General features: G+C 66.8%; 18 protein-coding genes. 11 read left to right on the top strand and 7 right to left on the bottom strand.

Annotated elements, in window-relative coordinates; translation table 11 throughout:
* Positions 1-4 precede the first annotated feature (4 nt).
* The 3 genes from GGR48_RS08385 to GGR48_RS08375 are packed head-to-tail and all read right to left on the bottom strand — an operon-like array spanning position 5 to position 3910.
* Positions 5-1306: a CitMHS family transporter gene (locus GGR48_RS08385; protein ID WP_183951460.1), complete on the bottom strand. Its 1302-nt coding sequence runs from the start codon at positions 1304-1306 to the stop codon at positions 5-7.
* 43 nt (positions 1307-1349) lie between these two features.
* The gene (locus tag GGR48_RS08380; protein ID WP_183951459.1) at positions 1350-2840 is read right to left on the bottom strand and encodes an OprO/OprP family phosphate-selective porin; all 1491 of its coding nucleotides are present in this window, start codon (positions 2838-2840) and stop codon (positions 1350-1352) included.
* Positions 2837-3910 carry an ABC transporter substrate-binding protein gene (locus GGR48_RS08375; protein WP_183951458.1) on the bottom strand — a complete coding sequence of 358 codons (1074 nt, stop codon included), beginning with the start codon at positions 3908-3910 and terminating at the stop codon, positions 2837-2839. The genes GGR48_RS08380 and GGR48_RS08375 overlap by 4 nt, the downstream gene beginning before the upstream one ends.
* Positions 3911-4010: 100 nt before the next feature.
* Between GGR48_RS08375 and GGR48_RS08370 the strand changes: the two genes are divergently transcribed.
* Both GGR48_RS08370 and GGR48_RS08365 read left to right on the top strand, forming a co-directional pair.
* Positions 4011-4676: a response regulator gene (locus GGR48_RS08370; protein ID WP_183951457.1), complete on the top strand. Its 666-nt coding sequence runs from the start codon at positions 4011-4013 to the stop codon at positions 4674-4676.
* The gene (locus GGR48_RS08365; RefSeq protein ID WP_183951456.1) at positions 4666-6075 is read left to right on the top strand and encodes a sensor histidine kinase; all 1410 of its coding nucleotides are present in this window, start codon (positions 4666-4668) and stop codon (positions 6073-6075) included. Before GGR48_RS08370 ends, GGR48_RS08365 begins: the two co-directional genes overlap by 11 nt.
* 98 nt (positions 6076-6173) lie before the next feature.
* Here GGR48_RS08365 and GGR48_RS08360 read toward each other — a convergent pair whose 3' ends face one another.
* Positions 6174-6563: a MerR family transcriptional regulator gene (locus GGR48_RS08360; RefSeq protein WP_183951455.1), complete on the bottom strand. Its 390-nt coding sequence runs from the start codon at positions 6561-6563 to the stop codon at positions 6174-6176.
* A complete protein-coding gene (locus tag GGR48_RS08355) occupies positions 6560-8293 on the bottom strand; it encodes a long-chain-fatty-acid--CoA ligase (RefSeq protein WP_420854044.1) in 1734 nt (577 codons plus the stop codon). The genes GGR48_RS08360 and GGR48_RS08355 overlap by 4 nt, the downstream gene beginning before the upstream one ends.
* Positions 8294-8435: 142 nt before the next feature.
* Here GGR48_RS08355 and GGR48_RS08350 point away from each other — a divergent pair, with 142 nt between their 5' ends.
* The 8 genes from GGR48_RS08350 (at position 8436) to GGR48_RS08315 (ending at position 18791) form a co-directional block, all read left to right on the top strand.
* Entirely contained in the window at positions 8436-9572 is a 1137-nt protein-coding gene (locus tag GGR48_RS08350) for a thiolase family protein (RefSeq protein WP_183951454.1), read from the top strand.
* Positions 9572-11899, top strand: coding sequence for a 3-hydroxyacyl-CoA dehydrogenase/enoyl-CoA hydratase family protein (locus GGR48_RS08345; RefSeq protein ID WP_183951453.1), 2328 nt, complete (start codon positions 9572-9574; stop codon positions 11897-11899). Before GGR48_RS08350 ends, GGR48_RS08345 begins: the two co-directional genes overlap by 1 nt.
* Before the next feature lie 18 nt (positions 11900-11917).
* Positions 11918-13714 (top strand): acyl-CoA dehydrogenase C-terminal domain-containing protein, encoded by a 1797-nt coding sequence (locus tag GGR48_RS08340; protein WP_183951452.1) that lies wholly within the window; start codon positions 11918-11920, stop codon positions 13712-13714.
* Positions 13715-13876: 162 nt separating this feature from the next.
* On the top strand, positions 13877-14284 hold the full coding sequence (locus tag GGR48_RS08335) for a DUF2147 domain-containing protein (protein ID WP_183951451.1): 408 nt from the start codon (positions 13877-13879) through the stop codon (positions 14282-14284).
* A 38-nt stretch (positions 14285-14322) separates the two neighbouring features.
* Positions 14323-15633 carry an OmpP1/FadL family transporter gene (locus tag GGR48_RS08330; protein WP_183951450.1) on the top strand — a complete coding sequence of 437 codons (1311 nt, stop codon included), beginning with the start codon at positions 14323-14325 and terminating at the stop codon, positions 15631-15633.
* A gap of 14 nt (positions 15634-15647) precedes the next feature.
* Positions 15648-16397 (top strand): electron transfer flavoprotein subunit beta/FixA family protein, encoded by a 750-nt coding sequence (locus GGR48_RS08325; RefSeq protein WP_183951449.1) that lies wholly within the window; start codon positions 15648-15650, stop codon positions 16395-16397.
* On the top strand, positions 16394-17323 hold the full coding sequence (locus GGR48_RS08320) for an FAD-binding protein (protein WP_183951448.1): 930 nt from the start codon (positions 16394-16396) through the stop codon (positions 17321-17323). The genes GGR48_RS08325 and GGR48_RS08320 overlap by 4 nt, the downstream gene beginning before the upstream one ends.
* A 418-nt stretch (positions 17324-17741) precedes the next feature.
* On the top strand, positions 17742-18791 hold the full coding sequence (locus GGR48_RS08315) for a LacI family DNA-binding transcriptional regulator (protein WP_240455888.1): 1050 nt from the start codon (positions 17742-17744) through the stop codon (positions 18789-18791).
* Positions 18792-18794: 3 nt separating this feature from the next.
* Here GGR48_RS08315 and GGR48_RS08310 read toward each other — a convergent pair whose 3' ends face one another.
* Positions 18795-19922 carry a glycoside hydrolase family 68 protein gene (locus tag GGR48_RS08310; RefSeq protein WP_183951447.1) on the bottom strand — a complete coding sequence of 376 codons (1128 nt, stop codon included), beginning with the start codon at positions 19920-19922 and terminating at the stop codon, positions 18795-18797.
* Between the two features lie 32 nt (positions 19923-19954).
* Positions 19955-21310 carry an MFS transporter gene (locus GGR48_RS08305; protein ID WP_240455887.1) on the bottom strand — a complete coding sequence of 452 codons (1356 nt, stop codon included), beginning with the start codon at positions 21308-21310 and terminating at the stop codon, positions 19955-19957.
* Between the two features lie 170 nt (positions 21311-21480).
* Here GGR48_RS08305 and GGR48_RS08300 point away from each other — a divergent pair, with 170 nt between their 5' ends.
* Complete coding sequence (locus GGR48_RS08300; protein WP_183951446.1) at positions 21481-21939, top strand: hypothetical protein; 459 nt, start codon at positions 21481-21483, stop codon at positions 21937-21939.

Raw genomic sequence — 21939 nt, 5'->3', positions numbered from 1 at the left:
TGGGTCAGCCGACGAGCGGAAAGGCGAGGACGGCCATGCCGACAATGGTCATCACCGCGCAGATCGCGGCGGCGGGGACCAGCGTGAAGCGCTGGTGATCGGCAAGATCGATCCCGGCCAGGCTGACCAGCAGATAGGTCGACGGCACCAGCGGGCTGAGCAGGTGGACCGGCTGACCCATCAGCGAGGCGCGCGCGATCGCCATCGGCGACACGCCATAATGGGTGCCGGCCTCCGCCAGGATCGGCAGCATGCCGAAATAGAAGGCGTCGTTGGAGATGAAGAAGGTGAAGGGCAGGCTGAGCGCGGCGGTGATCGGCGCCATATACGGCCCCAGCACCGGCGGGATGAAGCCGACCACTTCCTTGCTCATCGCCTCGACCATGCCGGTGCCCGACAGGATGCCGGTGAAGATGCCGGCGGCGAAGATCAGCGACACGACCGACAGGACGTTGCCGGCATGGGCGGAGATGCGCTCCTTCTGCTCGGCGACCTGCGGATAGTTGACGATCATGGCGATGGCGAAGGCCAGCATCATCAGCGCCGATAGCGGCAGGATGCCGGTGACGAGGCCGGCGATCAGGGCGAGGGTCAGCGCGCCGTTGAACCAGCGCAGATGCGGGCGGCGCGCCTCCGGGAACTGCGACACCGCCATGCCGGTGAAGGCGGTCGGCTCGTTCGCCTTCACATGGCCGATGCGGCGGCGCTCCTTGCGGCCGAACCAGACGGCCAGCGCGATCAGCGCGGCGAGCCCTGCGATCATGCCGGGGATCAGCGGCAGGAACAGCGTGGCGGGATCGAGCTTCAGCGCGCTGGCCGCGCGCGCGGTCGGGCCGCCCCAAGGGGTCAGGTTCATGATGCCGCTGGTCGTCATCAACAGGCAGCACAGGTACAGCCGGTTCATGTCGTAGCGCTTGTAGAGCGGCAGGAGCGCGGCGATGGTGATGATGTAGGTCGTCGACCCGTCACCATCCAGGCTGACCAGCGCGCACAGCACGACCGTGCCGATCAGGATCAGCATCGGGTCGCCATGCACCACGCGCAGCAGCCGGTTGACCAGCGGGTCGAACAGGCCGGTATCGGTCATGATCGAGAAGAACAGGATCGCGAACAGCAGCATGACGCCGGTGGGGGCGAGGTTCTTGATACCGTCGATCATCATGTCGCCCACGCCGCTGGCGAAACCGGCGAGGAGCGCGAAGGCAGTGGGCACGACGATCAGCGCGACGAGCGGGGTCATCCGCTTCGTCATGATCAGCGTCATGAAGGTGGCGACCATCAGGAAGCCGAGCAGGGCGAGGTCCATTACAGGCGAGCTCCCGTAAAAGGGATGAAGAGAGGAAGGCGGATCAGAAGGTGACGGCGACGCGCGCGCTGACCGTCTCGCCATTGTCGGGGCCGATATAGGCGCCGGCGCGGTTGTCGGTGTCCCAGTGGATGGCGTTGATCTGGATGCGGGTGAAGCTGTTGAGATACCAGTTGGCGCCCACCGTCGCGGCCCAGCCGCGTCCGCCGGTCAACAGGCTGGAATAGTCGAGATTCTCGTAGCGCGCGGTCAGCTCGATCGCGCCGGGGCCGCCGTCGAAGATCGGCTTCAGCACGCGCGGCTGGCCGAAGCTGCCGAGGCGGGGGTTGTAGGGGGGCAGGTCGCCAGTGAGGAACCAGCCGCCTGACAGGCTCCAGGCCTTGCTGACGAAATCGGGCCGGCTGCCGTCGAGGCGTGCATGGCGCTCGCCCGCCTCGCCCATGACCCAGACCGGACCGACATAGCCGCCCAGCTCCGCGCCGTAACCGGTGGTGCCGGTCCCGCCCAGCAGCGCACCGGTGGAGACGCGAAGCGCGCCGTTGAAGCGGCCGCCGATCACGGTGTTGCGGGTGAGCGTCCCGGCGGTCGCCGACAGCCCTTCGTCAAAGCCCCACAGGCCGACATGGAGGACGCGGCGGTCATCCTTGATCGGGTTCCAATGCGCGCGGGCCAGCAAGGTGCGGCTGTCATTGCCGCCCTGATTGCCATCGACCCGGTCGCCGGTGACGGTCAGCGAGGCATGGCCCGTCTTCCAGAACAGCCGCGGCATGATGCCGATGCCGTAGAAGCCACGCTGGGGCAGGATCGCGGTGGAGACGACGGTGCGCTCCAGGAACGGCGTCGAGTCCGAGCCGGTCGAGCCTTCGAAGCCGCGATCGTTGAACAGATGGCCGGCGCGCACGTCATAGTCGATGCCCTTGCCGATCCGGTTGCGCCACCCGATGAAGGCGGTGACGATATCGACCTCGTTCTCCGAGAAGTCGGATTCGAACTGGTAGAAGAAGTGGTTGCCGACGCCGCCTTCCAGACCCAGGCGCAGCGCGCGCATGCCGGTGGTGGTGGTGTTGCGCCCGTTATAGCGCGATCCCATGGTCGAGCTGACATCGGTCAGGATGCGGCCGCGCGGCTTGAAGGTGTAGATGCCGTCCGCCGAGTGGAAGACGGGCAGGCCCGCCCCCCATTCGGTGGTGACACCGGAGGCCTCGGCGCTGCGGGCGCGGGTGATGTCGCGCTCGGCGGGGCCGGGGGGCACCAGCTGCGGCGCGAAGGGCTGGGTGATGACAGGCGGCGGGGTGACCTGCGCCAGCCGTTCGGGGGCGGGTGTCGCCGGGGTCGTCTGTGGCGTGGCGGCGATTGTCGCCGGTGCGGTGGCGGCCGTGCCCTCCAGCCGGTCGAGCCGGGCCTTGAGCGCGGCGATCTCGGCAGCCTGCGCACGGACCAGCGCGGCCAGATCGTCCTGGCTTGGCGTCTGCGCCAATGCGGGCGTGGCGATGACGAGCGCGCCGATCGCGCAGCCGATCAGGGGAAGTTTCATTGCGAACGGGCTCCTTCGGCCAGAATGGAGCGCCAGTCGGCCAGGAACCGGCGGCGCTTGAGCGTATCGAGATGGACGAGCAACTGGGGACCGACGCGGATCGGCCGGGCCTGATCGGGGGCGAGTCGGGGGGCACGCACGTCGCGGCGCACCGGCAACAGCCATTCGCGGGTCAGCAGCGTCTGCCCCGTGCGCGACAGCAGGAAATCGAGGAACAACCGCGCCGCCGCCGGCCGCCGGGCATCGCGCGCGATGAAGGCGACGCGCGAGGCGACGATGTTGTAATCGCGGGTGAAGACGACTCCCAGTCGCGGATCGCGCCGCGCGCGGGTGAGCGCATAGGAGCCGACGACATTATAGGCGATCGCCACGCGCCCGTCGGCCACCGCGTCCAGCATCGGCCCGGTGGTGCGCGACAGCCAGGGCCGCGTCGCCGCGATCGCCAGCATCAGCGAGCGGGTGTCGCGGGTGATCGAAAAATCCTCGGTCAGGAACAGATAGCCGACGTCCGAACGCGCCGGATCATAGGTGACGACCTTGCCGATCAGTGCGGCGCGTCGGGCGCGCAGCAGCCGCTCCAGCGCCTCATGCGTGCGCGGCACCTGCGCGGCGGGGATCAGCCGGCGGTTATAGACGATCGCGACCGGCTCGGCGGTGACGCCATATCCCATGTTCTTCCAGACCGACACCGGCGGCAGCGCGGGCTTTTCGGGGCTGAGATAGGCCTGGGCATAGCCGTCGTTGATCAGCTTGACCTGAAGGTCCATTGCCGAGGACCAGACCAGGTCGGCGCTGGGCCGGCCGGCGCGCATATCGGCCATGAAGCGCGTATAGATGTCGCGCGATTGCAGGTCCCGATAGTCGACGGCGATACCCGGATAGGCACGGCGAAAGGCGGCGATCACCGGCGCCATCGCGGCGGCATCGGCATTGCCATAGACGCGCACGCCCCGCTCCGCCCGCGCCGCCTCGATCAGCGCGTCATAGGAGCGCGGATAGCCGGTCGGCCGCTGCGCGCCCGCGGGGATGGCCAGGAACAGCCATGCCGATAGCAAAATTGCAAAACGCATCGATCAGGTCCTCTCGCCTACCGCCTCTGGGTTCGGTTAGGCTGATGACGATGATCTATGTCCGTAACCTGTCATCCGCCTTTCACCGGTCGGCCTGCTTATGCGGATTCTGATCGTCGAGGACGATGCCGCGCTCGCGCGCAGCCTGATCGCGCTGCTGCGCGCGGCGGGCCATGCGGTCGACCATGTCGGGCGTGGCGAGGAGGCGCTGGAGATGATCGCGGGCGAGCCATACGCCCTGGTCATCCTCGATGTCGGCCTGCCCGATATCGATGGCTTCGCGGTGCTTCAGGCGCTCCGGCGGCGCGGCGAGCGGGTGCCGGTCCTGATGCTGACCGCGCGCGACGCGCTGGACGACCGGGTGCGCGGTCTCGATCTGGGCGCGGACGATTATCTGCGCAAACCCTTCGCGCCCGAGGAGCTGGAGGCGCGCATCCGGGCGCTCGGCCGGCGGCGCGGTGGCGATCCGACGCCCGAACTGGTGGTCGGCACGCTGGTCCTCAACCGGTCGACCGGACAGGCGCAGGTGGCGGGGCGGGCGCTCGACCTGCGGCGACGCGAATGGGCGGTGCTCGACTCGCTGGCGACCCGCGCCGGCCAGATCGTGCCGCGCGAGACGCTGCTCGCCGAGGTCTTCGGCTATGACGAGCCGGTCGGCCCCAATGCGATCGAGGTGAACATCACCCGGCTGCGCGGCAAGCTGGCCCCCGACGGGCCGATGATCCGGACGGTGCGCGGCGTCGGCTATCTGCTCGATGCAAGCTGAGCACGGCAAGACCGAGCGGGGGCAGGCGCTGGCGTTGCGGACCCGGCTGGCCGCCGCGATGCTGGCGCCGCTGATCGGCATCGCGATCCTGCTGGGGCTGGCCGGGGCGACGCTGATCGCCGATGTCGTCCGGCGTACGAACGACCGGGTGCTGGGCGGCGCGCTGGGCGCCATCGCCGAGACGGTGCAGGTCGAGCGGGGCGAGGTGACGATGGACTTGCCCGCCGCCGCCTTCGGCATGCTGGAGAATAACGAGCGCGACAATGTCTATTATCGGATCGCGGTCGGTAACCGGTTGCTGACCGGCTATGCCGACCTGCCCGCGCCTTCGCCCGGCGACCTGGCGCTGGACGTGCCCCGGTTCCGCTATGCCCGCTACCGCGATCAGGACATCCGCATCGCCGAGGTACGCCGCGCCCTGCCGCGCATCGCCATGCCGGTCGTCGTCCAGATCGCCGAGACGCTGGACAATCGCCATGCATTGCAGCGGCGGCTGGTGATGGCGTTGCTGATCGGGGAGACGCTGCTGGTCGGCGTCGCGCTCCTGCTGATCCGGCCGGCGCTCGCCTGGAGCCTGAAGCCGCTCGCCCGGTTGCGCGGCGCGGTGGCGGCGCGTGACACGCGTGCGACGCCCGACCTGTCGCCGCTCGATACCGGCCCGCTTCCGGCCGAGCTGCGGCCGCTCGCCGATGCGTTCGACAATCTGCTCGCCCGGCTGGATAGTGCGACGGCGGGGATGCGGCGCTTCACCGCCGATGCCTCGCACCAGATGCGCACGCCGCTTGCGGTGCTGAAGGTGCAGGTGGCACTGGCGCGGCGCGGCGACCCGGCGGCGCTGGGCGAGATCGGCGATGCGGCGGACCGGCTGGAGCATCTGGTGACCCAGTTGCTGGCGCTGGCCCGTGCCGAGGAGGCGGGTGCCTCGCCCCCGCGCGAGCGGGTCGATCTGCGCGAGGTGGCCGTGGTAGTCATCAACCGCCGCATCGGTCAGGCGATCGAGGCGGGGGTGGACCTGCATCTGGAGGCGCAAGGCGACATCGCAATCGCCAGCCACCGGACGCTGGTGTTCGAAATCCTCTCCAATCTGGTCGACAATGCCATCCGCTATAATCGCGCCGGCGGACAGGTGACGTTGTCGATCGCACGCGAAGCGCAGGGCATATCGGTGTCGGTCGTCGATGACGGGCCCGGCTTGCCCGAGGCCGAACTGGCCCGCGCGGGCATCCGCTTCGCGCGCCTGTCGACCAGCGAAGGTCGCGACGGCAGCGGGCTGGGACTGGCCATCGTCCGCTCCGCCGCGCAGCGGCTGGACGCGACGCTGACGCTGGAGAATACCCGGCCGGGCCTGCGCGCGACGCTGCGCTTCCCGGCCGAGGTGGAGAGTGACGCGCGGGGTTAGGTCACATATTGGAGAGGGCACCCCCTCACGACCGGCGACACCCCTCCGTCAGGCCTTCGGCCTGCCACCTCCCCTGCAAGGGGAGGAATAGTGGGTAATCACGCCCCCGCCGCGTTGACGCGCTCGCGCGCTTCGCGTTCGATCGTCTCCAGTTCCTCGACCGTCTGGACCAGCGCGGTCATCTGCTGGCGCAGCTCGTCGACGCGTTCGCGGCACCGCTCGGCCAGCGCGCGCATCTGTTCGACATGCTGCGGATCGGCGTCGTACAGCCGCAGGAATTCCTCGATGTCGCGCAGCGAGAAGCCCAGCCGCTTGCCGCGCAGGATCAACTGCATCCGCGCCGTCTCCCGCTTGGAATAGACGCGCGCGGTGCCTACGCGGCGCGGCTCGATCAGGCCGCGATCCTCGTAAAAGCGCAATGTGCGCGTCGTCACACCCAGGCTGTTGGCCACATCCTGGATGCCGCGCAACTCCTCGTCTTCACTCACCCTGCGATACACCCACCCGCAGCCGCCTTGGCGGCCGCCTTCGCCAATTCTTCCTCGACCAGTTCCTTTTTCGACAATTTGCCGATCAGGGTCTTGGGCAGGCTTTCGCGGATTTCGACCTCGCGGGGAAGTTCGATCTTGCTGACCTTGTCCTGAAGGAACACACGCAGTTCGTCGGGCGTCGCGTGATGGTCGGGGGCGAGCTTGACGAAGGCCTTGGGCGACTGGCCGCGATAGGGGTCGGGGATGCCGATCACAACCGCCTCGGCGACCGCCGGATGCTCGTACAGCGCTTCCTCGATCATGCGCGGATAGACGTTGTAGCCGCCGCACAGGATCACGTCCTTGATGCGGTCGACGATGAACAGATAGCCGTCCTCGTCCAGATAGCCGACATCGCCGGTGCGCAGCGCGCCGTCGATGAAGACCTGCGCGGTTTCCGCCGGCCTGTTCCAGTAACCGGCCATCACCTGCGGTCCGCGCGCGCAGATTTCGCCGACCTCGCCCGGCGGCATCAGCCGGTCGGGATTGTCGCGGTCGCGAATCTCGATGATCGTGCCGGGGAAGGGCAGGCCCGCCGAGCCGCCCTTGTTCTCGCCGGTCAACGGGTTGCAGGTGATGATCGGCGACGCTTCGGACAGGCCATAGCCTTCGACCAGCTTGCCCCCCGTCGTCGTCTCGAACGCGACCCGTACTTCGGCGGGCAGCGGTGCGCCGCCCGAGATGCAGGCCTTGATCGCCGACAGGTCGACGCCGCGCGCCTCGGCGACGCCGGCGATGGCGTTGTAGATGGTGGGCACGGCGGGGAAATAGGTCGGCTTGCTGCGTGCGATGGTCTTGAGCACCTGGTCCAGCTCGAACCGGGGGAGCAGGATCATCTCGGCACCGACCCGGATCGCGAAGCTGAGCACGGTGGTCAGCGCGAAGACGTGGAACAGCGGCAGGACGCCCAGGATGCGCTCGGCCCCGATCGCGTCCTCGCCGCCGGTGTGGATCACCATCGCATCGGCATTGGCGATCAGGTTCGCGTGCGACAGCATCGCCGCCTTGGGGCTGCCGGTCGTGCCGCCGGTATATTGCAGCACCGCCACATCGTCGGGGCTGGCCGATACCGGGCTCAGGGTGCCGCCGCGCTTCGTCATCTGCGCGAAGGTCAGGTGGCGGGGCGAGGGGCCGGGCGCGGCGATCATCGACCGCTTGAGCAAGCGATAGGCCAGGCCCTTCACGGTGGGCAGCGCATCGGCGACGGGGCAGGAAATGACGTGGCGCAAGGCCAGCTTGTCTGCGACATGGCTGACGCGTTCATAGATGTCGGGAATGTCGCAGGTGGCGATGATCTCCGCGCCCGAATCCTCAAGCAGATGGCACAGCTCGCGCTCGACATAGAGGGGGTTCACATTGACGACGATGCCCCCGACCTTCTGCGTCGCGAAGAACAGCACCGGGTAATAGACGATATTGGGCAGGCAGAGCGCGACGCGTGTCCCCTTCGTCACGCCCAGCGCCTGGAGGCCGGCGGCGGCGCGATCGACCATGTCGCTCAACTCGCCATAGCGGGTGATCCGCCCCATGAAGTCGATCGCGGGACGATCGCGATGCCGCCGTACCGTAGTCTCGAACATATCGGTCAGCAGTCGCGGCTCGAAGCTCAGCGGCCGTCCCGTCGCCTGGCCCGTCACGCCATCGCCCCCAGCACCACCCCCAGCCTCTGCGACAGATCCGATCGTCATCGTGCGGCTCTCCTCGTTATTTTTTCGACCATACCCGGTTGTCGATTGCGGTCGAGTTTCTTATGGTGTTTACGTATAGGGTAGGTAACGCACCTTAACGTGAGGCTGCAAGCCCAAAGATGACCGCACAAGAGAGGATTGGATGACCAACATCGTGATCGCAGGCTATGCCCGCTCTCCCTTCACTCAGGCGGGCAAGGGCGCCCTGGCCCGGGTTCGCCCCGACGATCTGACCGCACAGGTGATTCGCGGGTTGATCGAGCGGACCGGCGTCGACGCGTCGCAGATCGAAGACATCATCCTGGGCTGCGCCTTCCCCGAGGGCGAGCAGGGGATGAACGTCGCGCGCCTGATCGGCCTGCTGGCGGACCTGCCGCTGTCGGTCGGCGGCATGACGGTGAACCGCTTCTGCGGATCGTCCATGTCGGCCATCCATATCGCCATGGGCCAGATCCAGATCGGCGCGGGCGAGGCGTTCATCTGCGCGGGTATCGAGTCGATGAGCCGGGTGCCGATGGGCGGCTACAACCCGCTGCCCAACCCCGAACTCGCCGCCGCGCGCCCCGGTGCCTATATGGGCATGGGCCAGACCGCCGAGAATGTCGCGGAGAAGTATCAGATCACCCGCGCCGAGCAGGAGAAGTTCGCGGTCGCCAGCCAGAAGAAGGCCGCCGAAGCGCGCACCGCCGGGCGTCTGGCCGACGAGATCGTGCCGATCCACACCAAGGCGGGCGATGTGACCGAGGACGGCCTGATCCGTCCCGACACCACCGAGGAAGTCCTGTCGGGCCTGAAGCCCGCCTTCGACAAGGAAGGCACCGTGACGGCGGGCACCGCTTCGCCGCTGACCGATGGTGCCGCCGCCGTGCTGGTCACGTCGGAGGAATTCGCCAAGAAGCATGGTCTGAAGATCCTCGCCCGCATCAAGGCGGTCGGCATTTCCGGTTGCGAGCCGGAGACGATGGGGCTCGGCCCGATCGGTTCGTCGAAGAAGGCGCTGGAGCGTGCTGGTATCTCGGCCAGCGACCTCGACGTCGTCGAGATCAACGAAGCCTTTGCCAGCCAGGCGATCGCCTGCATCCGCGATCTGGGCCTGAAGGACGAGACGATCAACAAGGACGGCGGCGCCATCGCCATCGGCCATCCGCTGGGCGCGACGGGTGCGCGCATCGTCGGCAAGGCAGCGGCCCTGCTGGCGCGCGACGGCGGCCAATATGCGCTCGCCACCCAGTGCATCGGCGGCGGGCAGGGCATCGCCACGGTATTGGAGCGTGCATGATGGCTGACACGATCAACAAGGTTTGCGTGATCGGCGCAGGGGTGATGGGGGCTGGCATTGCGGCGCAGGTCGCCAATGCCGGTGTGCCCGTCCTGCTGCTCGACATCGTGCCCAAGGACGGCGCCGACCGCGACGCGATCGCCAAGGGTGCGGTCGCCAAGATGCTCAAGACCGAGCCTGCGCCCTTCATGTCGCCTGCCGCCGCCAAGCTGGTGGAAACCGGCAATATCGAGGATCACCTCGACAAGGTCGCCGAGTGCGACTGGATCGTCGAGGCGGTGGTCGAGCGGCTGGACATCAAGCAGGCTCTTTATGCCCGTCTTGAGGAGTTGAAGCGCCCCGGCACGGCGGTGTCGTCGAACACCTCGACCATCCCGCTCGGCCATCTGGTCGAGGGGCGGTCGGAGCAGTTCAAGAACGATTTCCTCATCACCCATTTCTTCAATCCGCCGCGCTATATGCGGCTGATCGAGATCGTGACTTCGGAGCATACCGATGCCGGTGTTGCCGCCAAGGTCGAGCAGTTCGTCGATCACCGCATGGGCAAGCGGATCGTCCGTGCCAAGGACACGCCGGGCTTCATCGCCAACCGCATCGGCACCTATTGGCTGGCGGTCGCGATCAACGCGGCGATGGACCAGGGGCTGACCGTCGAAGAGGCCGATCAGATCGGTGGCCGTCCGATGGGCGTGCCCAAGACCGGCATTTTCGGGCTGATCGATCTGGTCGGCATCGACCTGATGCCGCTGCTCGCCAAGTCGCTGTCCTCGACCCTGCCGGAGGGTGACGCCTATTTCGACACGATCCGGCCGCTGCCGCTGGTCGACAAGATGATCGCGGAGGGCTTTACCGGCCGCAAGGGCAAGGGCGGCTTCTATCGCCTCGACAAGAAGCCCGACGGCACCAAGGCCAAGCAGTCGCTCGACCTTCAAACGGGCGAGTACCGTGCAGAAAAGAAGCCCGAGCGTTTGCCCGGTCGCGCCGAAAAGGATTTGGCTGCGCTGGTCGCAACGCCGGGCAAGGTCGGCGACTATGCCTGGGCGATCCTGGGCCCGGTCCTGTCCTATGCCGCCGGTCTGGTCGGTGAAGCGGCGGACGATGTGGTCGCGATCGATGGCGCGATGAAGCTGGGCTATAACTGGAAGTTCGGCCCGTTCGAGCTGATCGATCGCATGGGTCCGGGCAAGCTGGCCGAGCGGCTGCGCGCCGAGGGCAAGCCCGTGCCCGCGCTGCTGGAGACGGCGGGGGATCGCCCCTTCTACCGCGTGGTCGATGGCAAGCGTCAGTATCTGACGCTCGGCGGCGACTATGCCGATGTCGTCCGGGCCGAGGGCGTGCTGCTGCTCGAAGACATCAAGCTGCGCTCCGAACCGCTGCTCAAGAACGGTTCGGCCTCGGCCTGGGATGTCGGCGACGGCGTCGTGGCGTTCGAGTTCACCGGCAAGATGAACGCGCTGGACGAGCAGGTGTTGTCGCTCCTCCAAAAGACCATCGCGCTGGTGAAGAGCCAGTATAAGGCGCTGGTCATCTATAACGAGGGCAGCAACTTCTCGGCCGGCGCGAACCTGGGCCTCGCCATGTTCGCGGTGAACATCGCGGCTTGGGGAGAAGTCGACAAGCTGGTCGTCGCAGGCCAGCAGGCGTATAAGGCGCTGAAATACGCGCCCTTCCCGGTGGTCGCCGCGCCTGCGGGCATGGCGCTGGGCGGCGGGTGCGAAATCCTGCTCCACGCCGATGCGATCCAGGCGCATGCGGAGAGCTATATCGGGCTGGTCGAAACCGGCGTCGGTCTGGTGCCGGGCTGGGGTGGCAATGGCGAATTGATCGACCGCCTCGCCAAGTCGCCCAAGATGCCCAAGGGTCCGATGCCCGCCGCCATGAAGGCGTTCGAAACCATCTCGACCGCGCAGGTCTCGCGCTCGGCGGCCTTGGCCAAGGATCTTGGCTATCTCCGCAAGGACGACGGCATCACCATGAACCGCGACCGTCTGCTCGCCGATGCCAAGCAGAAGGCGCTGTCGCTGGTCGAGGGCTATCAACCGCCCGAAAAGCCGGTCTTCCGCCTGCCCGGTGCGGCCGGACGGGTCGCCTTCAACGGCGCGGTCGCGGATTTCGCCAAGAAGGGCGTCGCCACGCCGTACGACGTGGTGGTCGCGGGCCGTCTGGCGAACATCGTCACCGGCGGCGAGGCCGACATCATCGACGAGGTGAGCGAGGATCAGCTGCTGAAGCTGGAACGCGCCGCCTTCATGGAAAGCGTCAAGGACGCGCGGACCCAGGCACGGGTCGAGCATATGCTCGAAACCGGCAAGCCGCTGCGCAATTGATCGGGAGAGGATAATCCCATGCAAGTCTATAACGCACCGCTGCGCGACATGCGTTTCGTCCTTCACGAGCTGTTCCAGGAGGACGAGTTCGGCCCCGTCGCGGGTCAGGACGAATTCGGCCCCGAACTGTACGACGCCATCCTCGAAGAGGCGGCGCGTGTCACGCAGGAAGTCCTGCTGCCGCTCAACGCCACCGGCGATATCGAGGGCTGCAAGCTGGAAAACGGCGTCGTCCGCACGCCGACCGGCTTCAAGGAGGCCTATAGCCAGTTCTGCGAAGGCGGCTGGGCCGCGCTCGCCTCGCCGGTCGAATATGGCGGGCAGGGGCTGCCCGAGGCGGTGAACAAGCTGGTCGAAGAGATGATCTGCGCGACCAACCTGTCGTTCAGCCTCTATCCCGGCCTGACTCACGGCGCGACCACCGCGCTGATGGGCCATGGCTCGGAGGACCTGAAGAGCTTCTATCTGCCCAAGATGATCTCGGGCGAATGGTCCGGCACCATGTGCCTGACCGAGGCGCATTGCGGCACCGATCTGGGTCTGCTCCGCACCCGGGCCGAGCCGCAGGAGGATGGGTCGTATCGCCTGACCGGCGGCAAAATCTTCATCTCGGCCGGCGACCATGACCTGACCGACAATGTCATCCACCTCGTCCTCGCCCGCACGCCCGATGCGCCCAAGGGGGTGAAGGGGATCAGTCTGTTCCTGGTGCCGAAATATCTGCCCAAGGACGACGGCTCGGTCGGCCCCGCCAATGGCGTCAGCGTCGCGGCGATCGAACACAAGATGGGCCTGAAGGCATCGGCCACCTGTCAGTTGGAGTTCAACGACTCCAAGGGCTGGGTCGTGGGCGAGCTGAACAAGGGCCTCGCCGCGATGTTCACCATGATGAATACCGAGCGCGTCTCGGTCGGCATCCAGGGGCTGGGCGTCAACGAGATCGCGTACCAGTCGGCCGTCGCCTACGCCAAGGACCGGTTGCAGGGGCGTGCGCTGGGCGGGGCCAAGCGGCCCGATCTGCCCGCCGACCCGATCATCGTCCATCCGGACGTGCGCCGCATGCTGATGACGATGCGCGTCTATGCCGAGGGCTGTCGTGCGCTGGGCCAGTGGGCGGCGCGCGGGCTGGATGCCGAGGCGAATGCGATCGACCCGGCCGACAAGGCGCGCGCGGCCGATTTCGTCGCGCTGATGACCCCGGTCGTGAAGGCATTGTTCACCGACCTGGCCTTCGACGCGGCCAATCTGGCGGTGCAGGTCCATGGCGGTCACGGCTTCATCCGCGACCACGGCATTGAGCAGTTCGTCCGCGACGCCCGCATCGCGCAGATCTATGAGGGCACCAACGGCGTCCAGGCGCTCGATCTCGTCGGCCGCAAGATGCCCGCGCATATGGGCCGCTATATGCGTCCCTTCTTCCACGCCGTGTCCGAGCAGGTCGAGACGCTGACCCGCCACGAGGACAAGGCGATCACCGGCTGGGCCGCCGCGCTCCAGCAGGCGTTCGGCGCGCTCCAGCTCAGCACCGGCATGATCGCGCAAAAGGGGATGAAGGACCCCGAGGAAGCGGGCGCGGCGGCGACCGACTATCTGCGCCTGCTGGGGCTAGTCGGCATCGGCCATTGCTTCCTGAAGTCGGCGCGGATCGCGACCGAGCGGCTGGCCGAGGGGACAGACGAGACGGCGTTCTATACCGCCAAGCTCGCCACCACCGGCTTTTTCTTCGACCGCATCCTGCCGCAGGCGACGGCGGCGTTCCTGGCGATCAAGTCGGGCAAGCGCTCGACGATGGCGCTGGAACTGGAAGCGTTTTGAGGTGACACGATGCCGGCGGGCCTTGATCAGGGTCAGCCGGCATTATAGTCATAGTGCGGTGTTGTCCTATGCGTCACGTCATGGACGTATAGGGAAATTCAGGGGCGACCGTGAACAAGCGGCGCTTCGGCCCGGATATGGGGCATGGAGAGGAGAAGAGGCATGTTGTTGACCCTGACGGCCATGGCCCTTGCGGCGGCCGGTGCGAATGCGGACACGGTGATCGGCCGCTGGCAGACCCAGACGCGCGGTGGCGTGGTCGAAATCCAGAAGTGCGGCAATTCGGTGTGCGGCCGGATTCTCAGCTCGGAAAAGCTGCGGACCAACCCGACGCTGACCGACCAGAACAACCGCGATGCCAAGCTGCGCAATCGCCCGCTGAAGAACCTGCTGATCCTGCAGGGCTTCTCGCAGGACGGTGCGGCCTGGAGCGGCGGCACGATCTACAATGCCGAGGACGGCAAGACCTATAGCGCCAAGCTGACGCCCGAAGGGCCCGACACGTTGAAGGTGCGCGGCTGCGTCTTCGTGCCGCTGTGCAAGACGCAGACCTGGACCCGCATCCGCTGATCCTTCGTCCCAACGCATCATAGAAAATCTCGGGGAGTATGCTCATGACCAAGTCGCTCAAGGCGCCGCTGCTGGCCACCGCCATCCTGTCCTCGTCTTTCGCCTTCGCGGGTGCGGCGCATGGCCAGGCCTTCTACCTTCAGGAACAGTCGACCCGTGGCCAGGGCCGCGCCTTTTCGGGTGAGGGTGCCGACACCGGTGCGTCGTCGCTGTGGTGGAACCCGGCCTCGATCGCGGGCATGGAGCGCGGTGAGGCGGTGCTGGGCGCGTCGGCGATCATCCCCAAGGGCGATGTCGTTGATACCGGTACGCTGATCCGCCGTCCGGGCCAGACCTTGCAGCCGGTCGGCGGCAACCGCGTGTCGAGCGATCCGATCAATCGCGGCGTCGTGCCCTCGGGTGCGGTCGCCTTTCCGCTGAACGACCGGGTCGCGGTCGGCCTGGCGGTGACCTCGCCCTACAGCTTCACCACCGAATATGAGGCGAACAGCTGGGCCCGCTACAGCGCGCTCAAGACCGAGCTTCGGACCATCGACATCCAGCCTTCGGTCGGCGTCGCGCTGCTCGACTGGCTGCGCGTCGGTGGCGCGCTGAACGTCGAATATACCAAGGCCGAGCTGGGCAATGCGCTGCCCAATCTGTCCTCGGCGCTGCCCGACGGGTTCCAGCGGCTGAAGGGCGATGGCTGGGATCTGGGATGGACCGCCGGCGTGCAGTTGCACAATGATTGGGCGACCGTGGGCATCAGCTACAAGTCGCGGATCAAGCACACGTTGAAGGGCAGCCTGGAAGTGGGCGGTTTGCTCGGGCCGCTCGCGGGCCAGAACCGGACGGTCGACGGCGCGACGGCGGAATTCTACACGCCCGCGCAGATCATCGTCGCGGGGCGTTTCCGCGCGACCGACAAGCTGACGCTGAATGCGCAGGCGGTTCGTTTCACCTGGGCCGATTTCGACGCGATCCGTCTCGGGGCGCCGATCAACACCGCGATCCCCGAAAACTACAAGAACAGCTTCTCGCTCGCGGGTGGCTTCGATTATGCGGCCAATGATCGCCTGACCCTGCGGGCGGGTGTGCAGCGTGGCATCACCCCGACGCAGAACGGCAATCGCGACGCGCGCGTGCCGGACGCCAACCGCTGGAATTACTCGGTCGGCGGCTCGTACCAGGTGACGCCGCGCTTCACGCTGGATGCGGCGGGCAGCTATATCGACTTCGCCAATGCCAGCATCGACCGCCGCACCGCCGCCTATGCGGGCACCGCCGTGCAGACGCCGATCCTGACCTCGGGCCAGGTGCAGAACGCGCGGGCGTTCGTGGCGTCGATCGGCGGCCGCTTCAGCTTCTGATTGAGAGAGTGGTTATGAAGATCGTCGTGCCCGTGAAGCGGGTGTTGGATTATAATGTGAAGCCGCGTGTGAAGGCGGACGGGACGGGCGTCGATCTGGCGAACGTGAAGATGAGCATGAACCCGTTCGACGAGATCGCGGTGGAAGAGGCGATCCGGCTGAAGGAGAAGGGGGCGGCGACGGAGGTCGTCGTCGTCTCGATCGGCGAGCCCAAGGCGGCGGATACGCTGCGCACTGCGCTGGCGATGGGCGCGGACCGGGCGGTGCTCATCACCGCCGATCAGCCGGTGGAGCCGCTCGGCGTCGCCAAGCTGCTCGCCAAGGTGGTCGAGGAGGAACAGCCGGGTCTCGTGATCCTGGGGAAGCAGGCGATCGACGGCGACAACAACCAGACCGGCCAGATGCTGGCGGGTCTGTTGGGGTGGGCCCAAGGCACCTTTGCCAGCAAGGTCGAGATCGATGGTGAGACTGCCAACGTCACCCGCGAGGTCGATGGTGGCCTCGAGACGGTGGCCCTCACGCTGCCGGCGATCGTCACCACCGACCTGCGCCTCAACGAGCCGCGCTATGCCAGCTTGCCCAACATCATGAAGGCCAAGTCCAAGCCGATGGCGACCAAGACCGCCGCCGACTACGGCGTCGACGTCGCGCCCCGCCTGACGATCACCCATGTCGCCGAACCCGGCAAGCGCCAGGCGGGCGTCAAGGTCGGCTCGGTCGATGAGCTGGTCGAGAAACTCAAAGCACTGGGAGTGGCCAAGTGAAGACGCTGGTATGGGTCGAGCATGACGGCGGGTCCGTCAAGGATGCCACGCTGGCGACCGTCACGGCGGCCGCCAAGCTGGGCGAGGTCCATCTGATCGTCGCCGGGCAGGGTGTGGGCGACGTGGCGCAAGCGGCGGCGAAGATCGCTGGCGTGGGCAAGGTCCATGTCGCCGACGACGCGGCCTATGCCAACGCACTGGCGGAAAACGTCGCACCGCTGATCGCCGAGCTGATGGGCCATCACGATGCGTTCCTCGCGCCCTCGACGACGACAGGCAAGAACATCGCGCCGCGTGTCGCAGCCCTCATCGACGTGATGCAGATCAGCGACATATTGTCGGTTGAGGGTCCGGACAGCTTCACCCGGCCGATCTATGCGGGCAACGCGATTGCGACGGTCAAGACCCGCGACACCAAGCTGGTCCTGACCGTCCGCACCACCGCGTTCGAAAAGGCAGCGGCCGAGGGCGGTTCGGGTACGGTCGAGGCGGTCGCCGCAACCGGCGACGCGGCCAAGTCCCGCTTTGTGGCTGCGGAAAAAGCTGAGAGCGCTCGCCCCGAGCTGACCAGCGCCAAGATCATCGTCTCGGGCGGCCGCGCGCTGGGCTCGGAGGAGCAGTTCCACGCGCTGATCGACCCTCTCGCCGACAAGCTGGGTGCCGCCGTCGGCGCATCCCGCGCGGCGGTCGATGCGGGTTATGCCCCCAACGATTATCAGGTCGGCCAGACCGGCAAGATCGTCGCGCCGGAAGTCTATGTCGCGGTCGGCATCTCGGGCGCGATCCAGCATCTGGCGGGGATGAAGGACTCCAAGGTCATCGTCGCGATCAACAAGGATGAGGACGCGCCGATCTTCCAGGTCGCGGACATCGGCCTGGTCGGTGACCTGTTCACCGTCGTGCCGGAGTTGACCGACAAGGTCTGAGATATGTTCGCGCAGAGGCGCGGAGGACGCAAAGAAGGGCAATTCTTTTCCGCGATTTTTTCGCCTCTGCGCGAACCATCATTCCTCCCCTGCAAGGGGAGGTGGCGCGCGTAGCGCGTCGGAGGGGTGTCCCGTTATCGAGAGGGTGACACCCCTCCGTCAGGCCTTCGGCCTGCCACCTCCCCTTGCAGGGGAGGAATAGGAATTTCTTTGCGACCACGCATGTGACGGTCGGGAGCCCGTTCGACCGTCATTCCCGGATACACTCCCCCAGCCGTCTGATCCCCCCTTCCACCTGCGGCCTTGCATAGCGCGCCAAAGCGCGTCACGGACGATTATTGCTAATCCATGTGAAAATGGTCCGACAAATGCGGTTGCCTGCTTGTTCGCCATGGGGCGCTGCGGTTAGCGTTCTCAAATGAATGAGAATTTTATGGAGCAGGATGTGCGCCGGGTGCGTACCATCGCGGATCTCGCGGAACTGGCCGGCGTGTCGCCGGGCACCGTGTCGCGTGCCCTGGCCGGAAAGACTCTGGTCAACGAGCAGACGCGCCAGCGGATCAAGGCGCTGGCCGATGAGCATGGCTTTCGCCCCAATCAGATGGCCAGCCGCCTGCGCACTCGCCGCACCGGCGTGATCGGCGTCGTCGTGCCCTTGGGACATGAGCGGCGCCAGCATCTGTCTGACCCCTTTTTCATGACGATGCTCGGCCATCTGGTCGATGCGCTGACCGAGAATGGCTATGACGTGATGCTGTCGCGCGTCATCCCGGATGCCGAGGACTGGTTGGACCGGGTGGTCGATTCGGGGATGGTCGATGGCGTGCTGCTGATCGGCCAGTCCAACCAGTATGACGCGATCGAGCGGGTCGCGCGGCGCTATCGCCCGCTGGTCGCCTGGGGCGTCACCCTGCCGGGGCAGGTCCATGCGGCGGTGGGCACCGACAATCTGGCTGGCGGCCGGCTGGCCGGTGAGCGGCTGGTGGCGCATGGATGCCGGCGCATCGCCTTTCTGGGCGATACCAGCGCACCCGAAATCCGCGCCCGCTATGACGGTGTCGTCGCCGCCATGGCCGAGGCGGGGCTGCCCGATGCGCCGCTGCAGCTGTCCTGTCATCTCGCCTCCGACATCATGGAGCAGGAGATCGCCGCGCATATCGACGCGCTGCTGCAACAGGGCGGGGGGGAGATGCCGGTCTGCGGGATTGCGGCGGCCTCCGACATGATCGCGATGACGGCGGTGCGCGTGCTGGCCGACCGGTCGATCGCGGTGCCCGGCGCGCTGGCGGTGGTCGGCTATGACGATCTGCCGCTCGCCGCTCAGGCGGTGCCGCGCCTGACCACCATTCGCCAGGACATCGCGGCCGGCGCCCAGGCGATGGTCGATGCGCTGTTCGCGCGGATCGGTGGCGAGGAGGCCGGCTCCGTGGTGCTGGCCCCCGATCTGATCGCGCGGGACTCGGCCTAAGCCTCAGTCGCGGGCGATCGTCACCCGGTCGCCCGCCATCTCCACGCGGAACCACGGCGCGGCGGTGCCGCCGAAATGCCGGCGGCGAAGCGCGGCGTCGGCACTGATGTCAGCACCCTGCAAACCCCAATAATCGACGAAGCTGATGACATCGCCCTCTCCGGTTACCCACCAGCAATAGGCCTGGGTCGGCTCCTCGACCGGATTGCCGGCGACCAGCCCGGTGCCGTTCACCGGCCGCCATGGGCCCGCCATGCTATCGGCGACCATCGCATAGAGGCCGGTCGGCGCGCCCAGGCCGGGGGCGAAGCGCTTGGCCTGGGTCGACCAGAAGCAGTAATAGAGGCCGTCCCGCACGATGATATGCGGCCGCTCCAGCTCGCTGTTGAGGCCGATCGATTCGATCATCGCAGGCTGGATCGCCCAGCGCCCGTCGACCCGCTTGGCGACGCCGATGACGCCGTCGAGATGCTCGTCGACCCAACCGGCCGAGCCGACGAACAGCAGATATTCTGAACCGTCCGCGGGGTCACGAAAATAGGCCGGATCGCGAAAGCCCTTGATGCCGCCATTTTCCGGTTCGACCTGGTTGGCGACGATATAATGCTGGCCGTCCGCCGCCACACTCTCGACCGGGTTCGTCCAGCCTTCGCATCGTGCCTCATCGCCCTCGACGATGAAGCGTCCCGTCGTCTCGAAAAGCCGCTGCTCGAAGGTGCGCGGACCGCCGCGCCGGCCCGAGGCGGTGAAATACATTGTCAGCGTCGTGTCGTCCTCACCCAGCACCGCCGAGCCCGACCATTCGCGGCTGCCCGGCGTGAAGCCATCGGCAAAGGTGACGCCGTGGTCGCGCCAGCCGTCCGCACCGTGGCTGGTCAGGCGGATACGCGCTTCGTCATGCCGCCATTCGGGATCGTCGAAGCGCGGCGTGGCGAGAAAGAACCACCAGCTCCGCCCGGCCACCATCGCGGTGCGCCCGTCGGCATAGGCGATCTGCCACATGTCCCACAGATCATGGTCGGGCAGGATCGGCACCACGTCTGCATCGGCGAAGACCGGCAGGCGGGGATCGGCCTGATCGGCGATACCGGCGAGCGCGTCGGCCGACCAATGGGTAGGGGCTGTCGTCATGATACCTCGGAATGGAAAAGGGGGAGAGCCGGTCAGGCGTGGCGCAGGGCGTCGCGGGGCTGTCGCGTGCGGACGGACAGCACCGAGGCGGCGGCGAGCAGCATCAGTACCCCACACAGGATCAGCACATTGCGCGGATCGCCGCCCAGCCAGGATTGATAGAAGAGTGGCAGCGTCACGCCGAAGATCAGCATCGGGATGACGATCATCATGTTGAAGATGCCCATATAGACGCCCGTCCGCTCGGGCGGGATCGACCCGGCGAGGATGACGTAAGGGTTGCCCATCATGCTGGCCCAGCCCAGGCCGATGCCGATGGCGGGCAGGAAGAGCATCGCCTTGCTGGTCATGTGCGGCATCGCGATCATGCCGATCCCGGTGATGACCAGGCAGATCGCGTGCAGCGGCGCGGCCCCCCAGCGCTTGGCCAGCGGCACCATCGCGAAGGCCGCCAGGAACGCCACGCCGTTATAGAAGGCCGCGACCTCGCCATTGGTCAGTACGGCGGCATGGAAACCCGACGAGGTGGCGTCGGCGGTGCCATAGACCGAACGCCCGATCGCGTAGATGACGTAATTCCAATAGGCCATCATCGCATACCATTGGAACAGGCTCATCAGCGCCAGCTTGCGCATCGCGGTCGGCATGGTGCGGATCGCATCGCCAATCTCGCCCAGCGTCGCGCCGATACCCTTGGGCGCAGCGGCGATGCGGGCGCGCTCGTCAGCGGTCAGCGGCAATTCGGGGACGCGCCGGATCGACCAGACGATCGTCACGAAGGACAGGACGGCGCCGATCATGAAGACGATGCGCGCGGTATAGGGGATATGGTGGCTGTCGACCCAGTCGGGGTTCATGCCCGCCCAGACCAGCAGCGACGGCGTCAGGAAGGCGAGCATCTGCGCCAGCCCGGTAAAGGCGCTCTGGGTCAGGAAGCCGACATTGTGCTGGCTCTGGTCCAACCGGTCGGAGACATAGGCGCGGTACGGCTCCATGGTGATGTTGTTGCCGGCGTCCAGAATCCACAGCAGCGACACCGCCATCAGGATCGACGAGCTGAGCGGCATGAAGAACAGCCCCAGCGCGCACAGCACCGCACCGATCAGGAAATAGGGCGTGCGCCGGCCGAAGCGGCTGTCGGTCCGATCGCTCATCGCGCCGATCAGCGGCTGGATCAGCAGACCCGTCATCGGCCCCGCCAGTTGCAACAGCGGGATCTGCGCCTCCGACGCGCCCAGATAGCTGTAGATCGGTGCCATATTGCCCTGCTGCAACCCGAAGCTGAATTGCAGGCCGAGAAAGCCCAGATTCATCTCGAGGATACGGACCAGCGACAGGCGCGGCTTCATCGAGGCCATGGTGCCGGCGGCAGGATGGGACGGGGTCATCAGGGTCCTCTCGCACGCGGGGGTAAGGACCGTATCTAGCGCCGGTTTACCGCGTCGGGGACCATCATGGCGCGATCAGGACCGGTTTGCAACAAACGATTGCAAGGATGAATTCGAACGGGTTGCCAGACGCCGCGCCGCGCGTGACTATGGGGCAAAGGGGAGAGGGAATGTCGATGCTGTTCGCGCTATTATCACTGATGCATGTCGGGGCTGAGCCAAGCGAGGCGTCACGTCGCGACCTGTGCGTACTGGGCCACATGGTCATGGCCGATCTTCCCTCGGGCAGAGAGGCCGGTAGCGCCTATATTGAGACAGACCCCAGCCGCGACGAATTGATGAAGCTATGTCCCACATTGGCGCGCGCATTGCCGGCCGGCTATCTGGCGGCCGATGACGATGCCCGGTCGCGGGCGGCCGAGCATGCTCCGACGCCCGGTGTGCAGCGTCCCTCGGCCTTGATCGTCACGATCGCCATTCCCAGCATCGCGCAGGACGGTCGGTCCGCGACGGTGATGGTCACGACGGAATGCAGCGGCCTTTGCGGCAGCGGTACCGAATATCGCTATACCCGGACGCACAAGACTTGGCGGCGCCAGGGTAAGCCGCGCGCACGTTGGGTCTCCTGA

Origin of the sequence: Sphingomonas pseudosanguinis, from assembly GCF_014196255.1 — a bacterium.
Classification (GTDB): Bacteria; Pseudomonadota; Alphaproteobacteria; order Sphingomonadales; family Sphingomonadaceae; genus Sphingomonas; species Sphingomonas pseudosanguinis.
The sequence above is the reverse complement of the archived record's forward strand: the minus strand, read 5'-3'. Positions and strand labels throughout refer to the sequence as shown.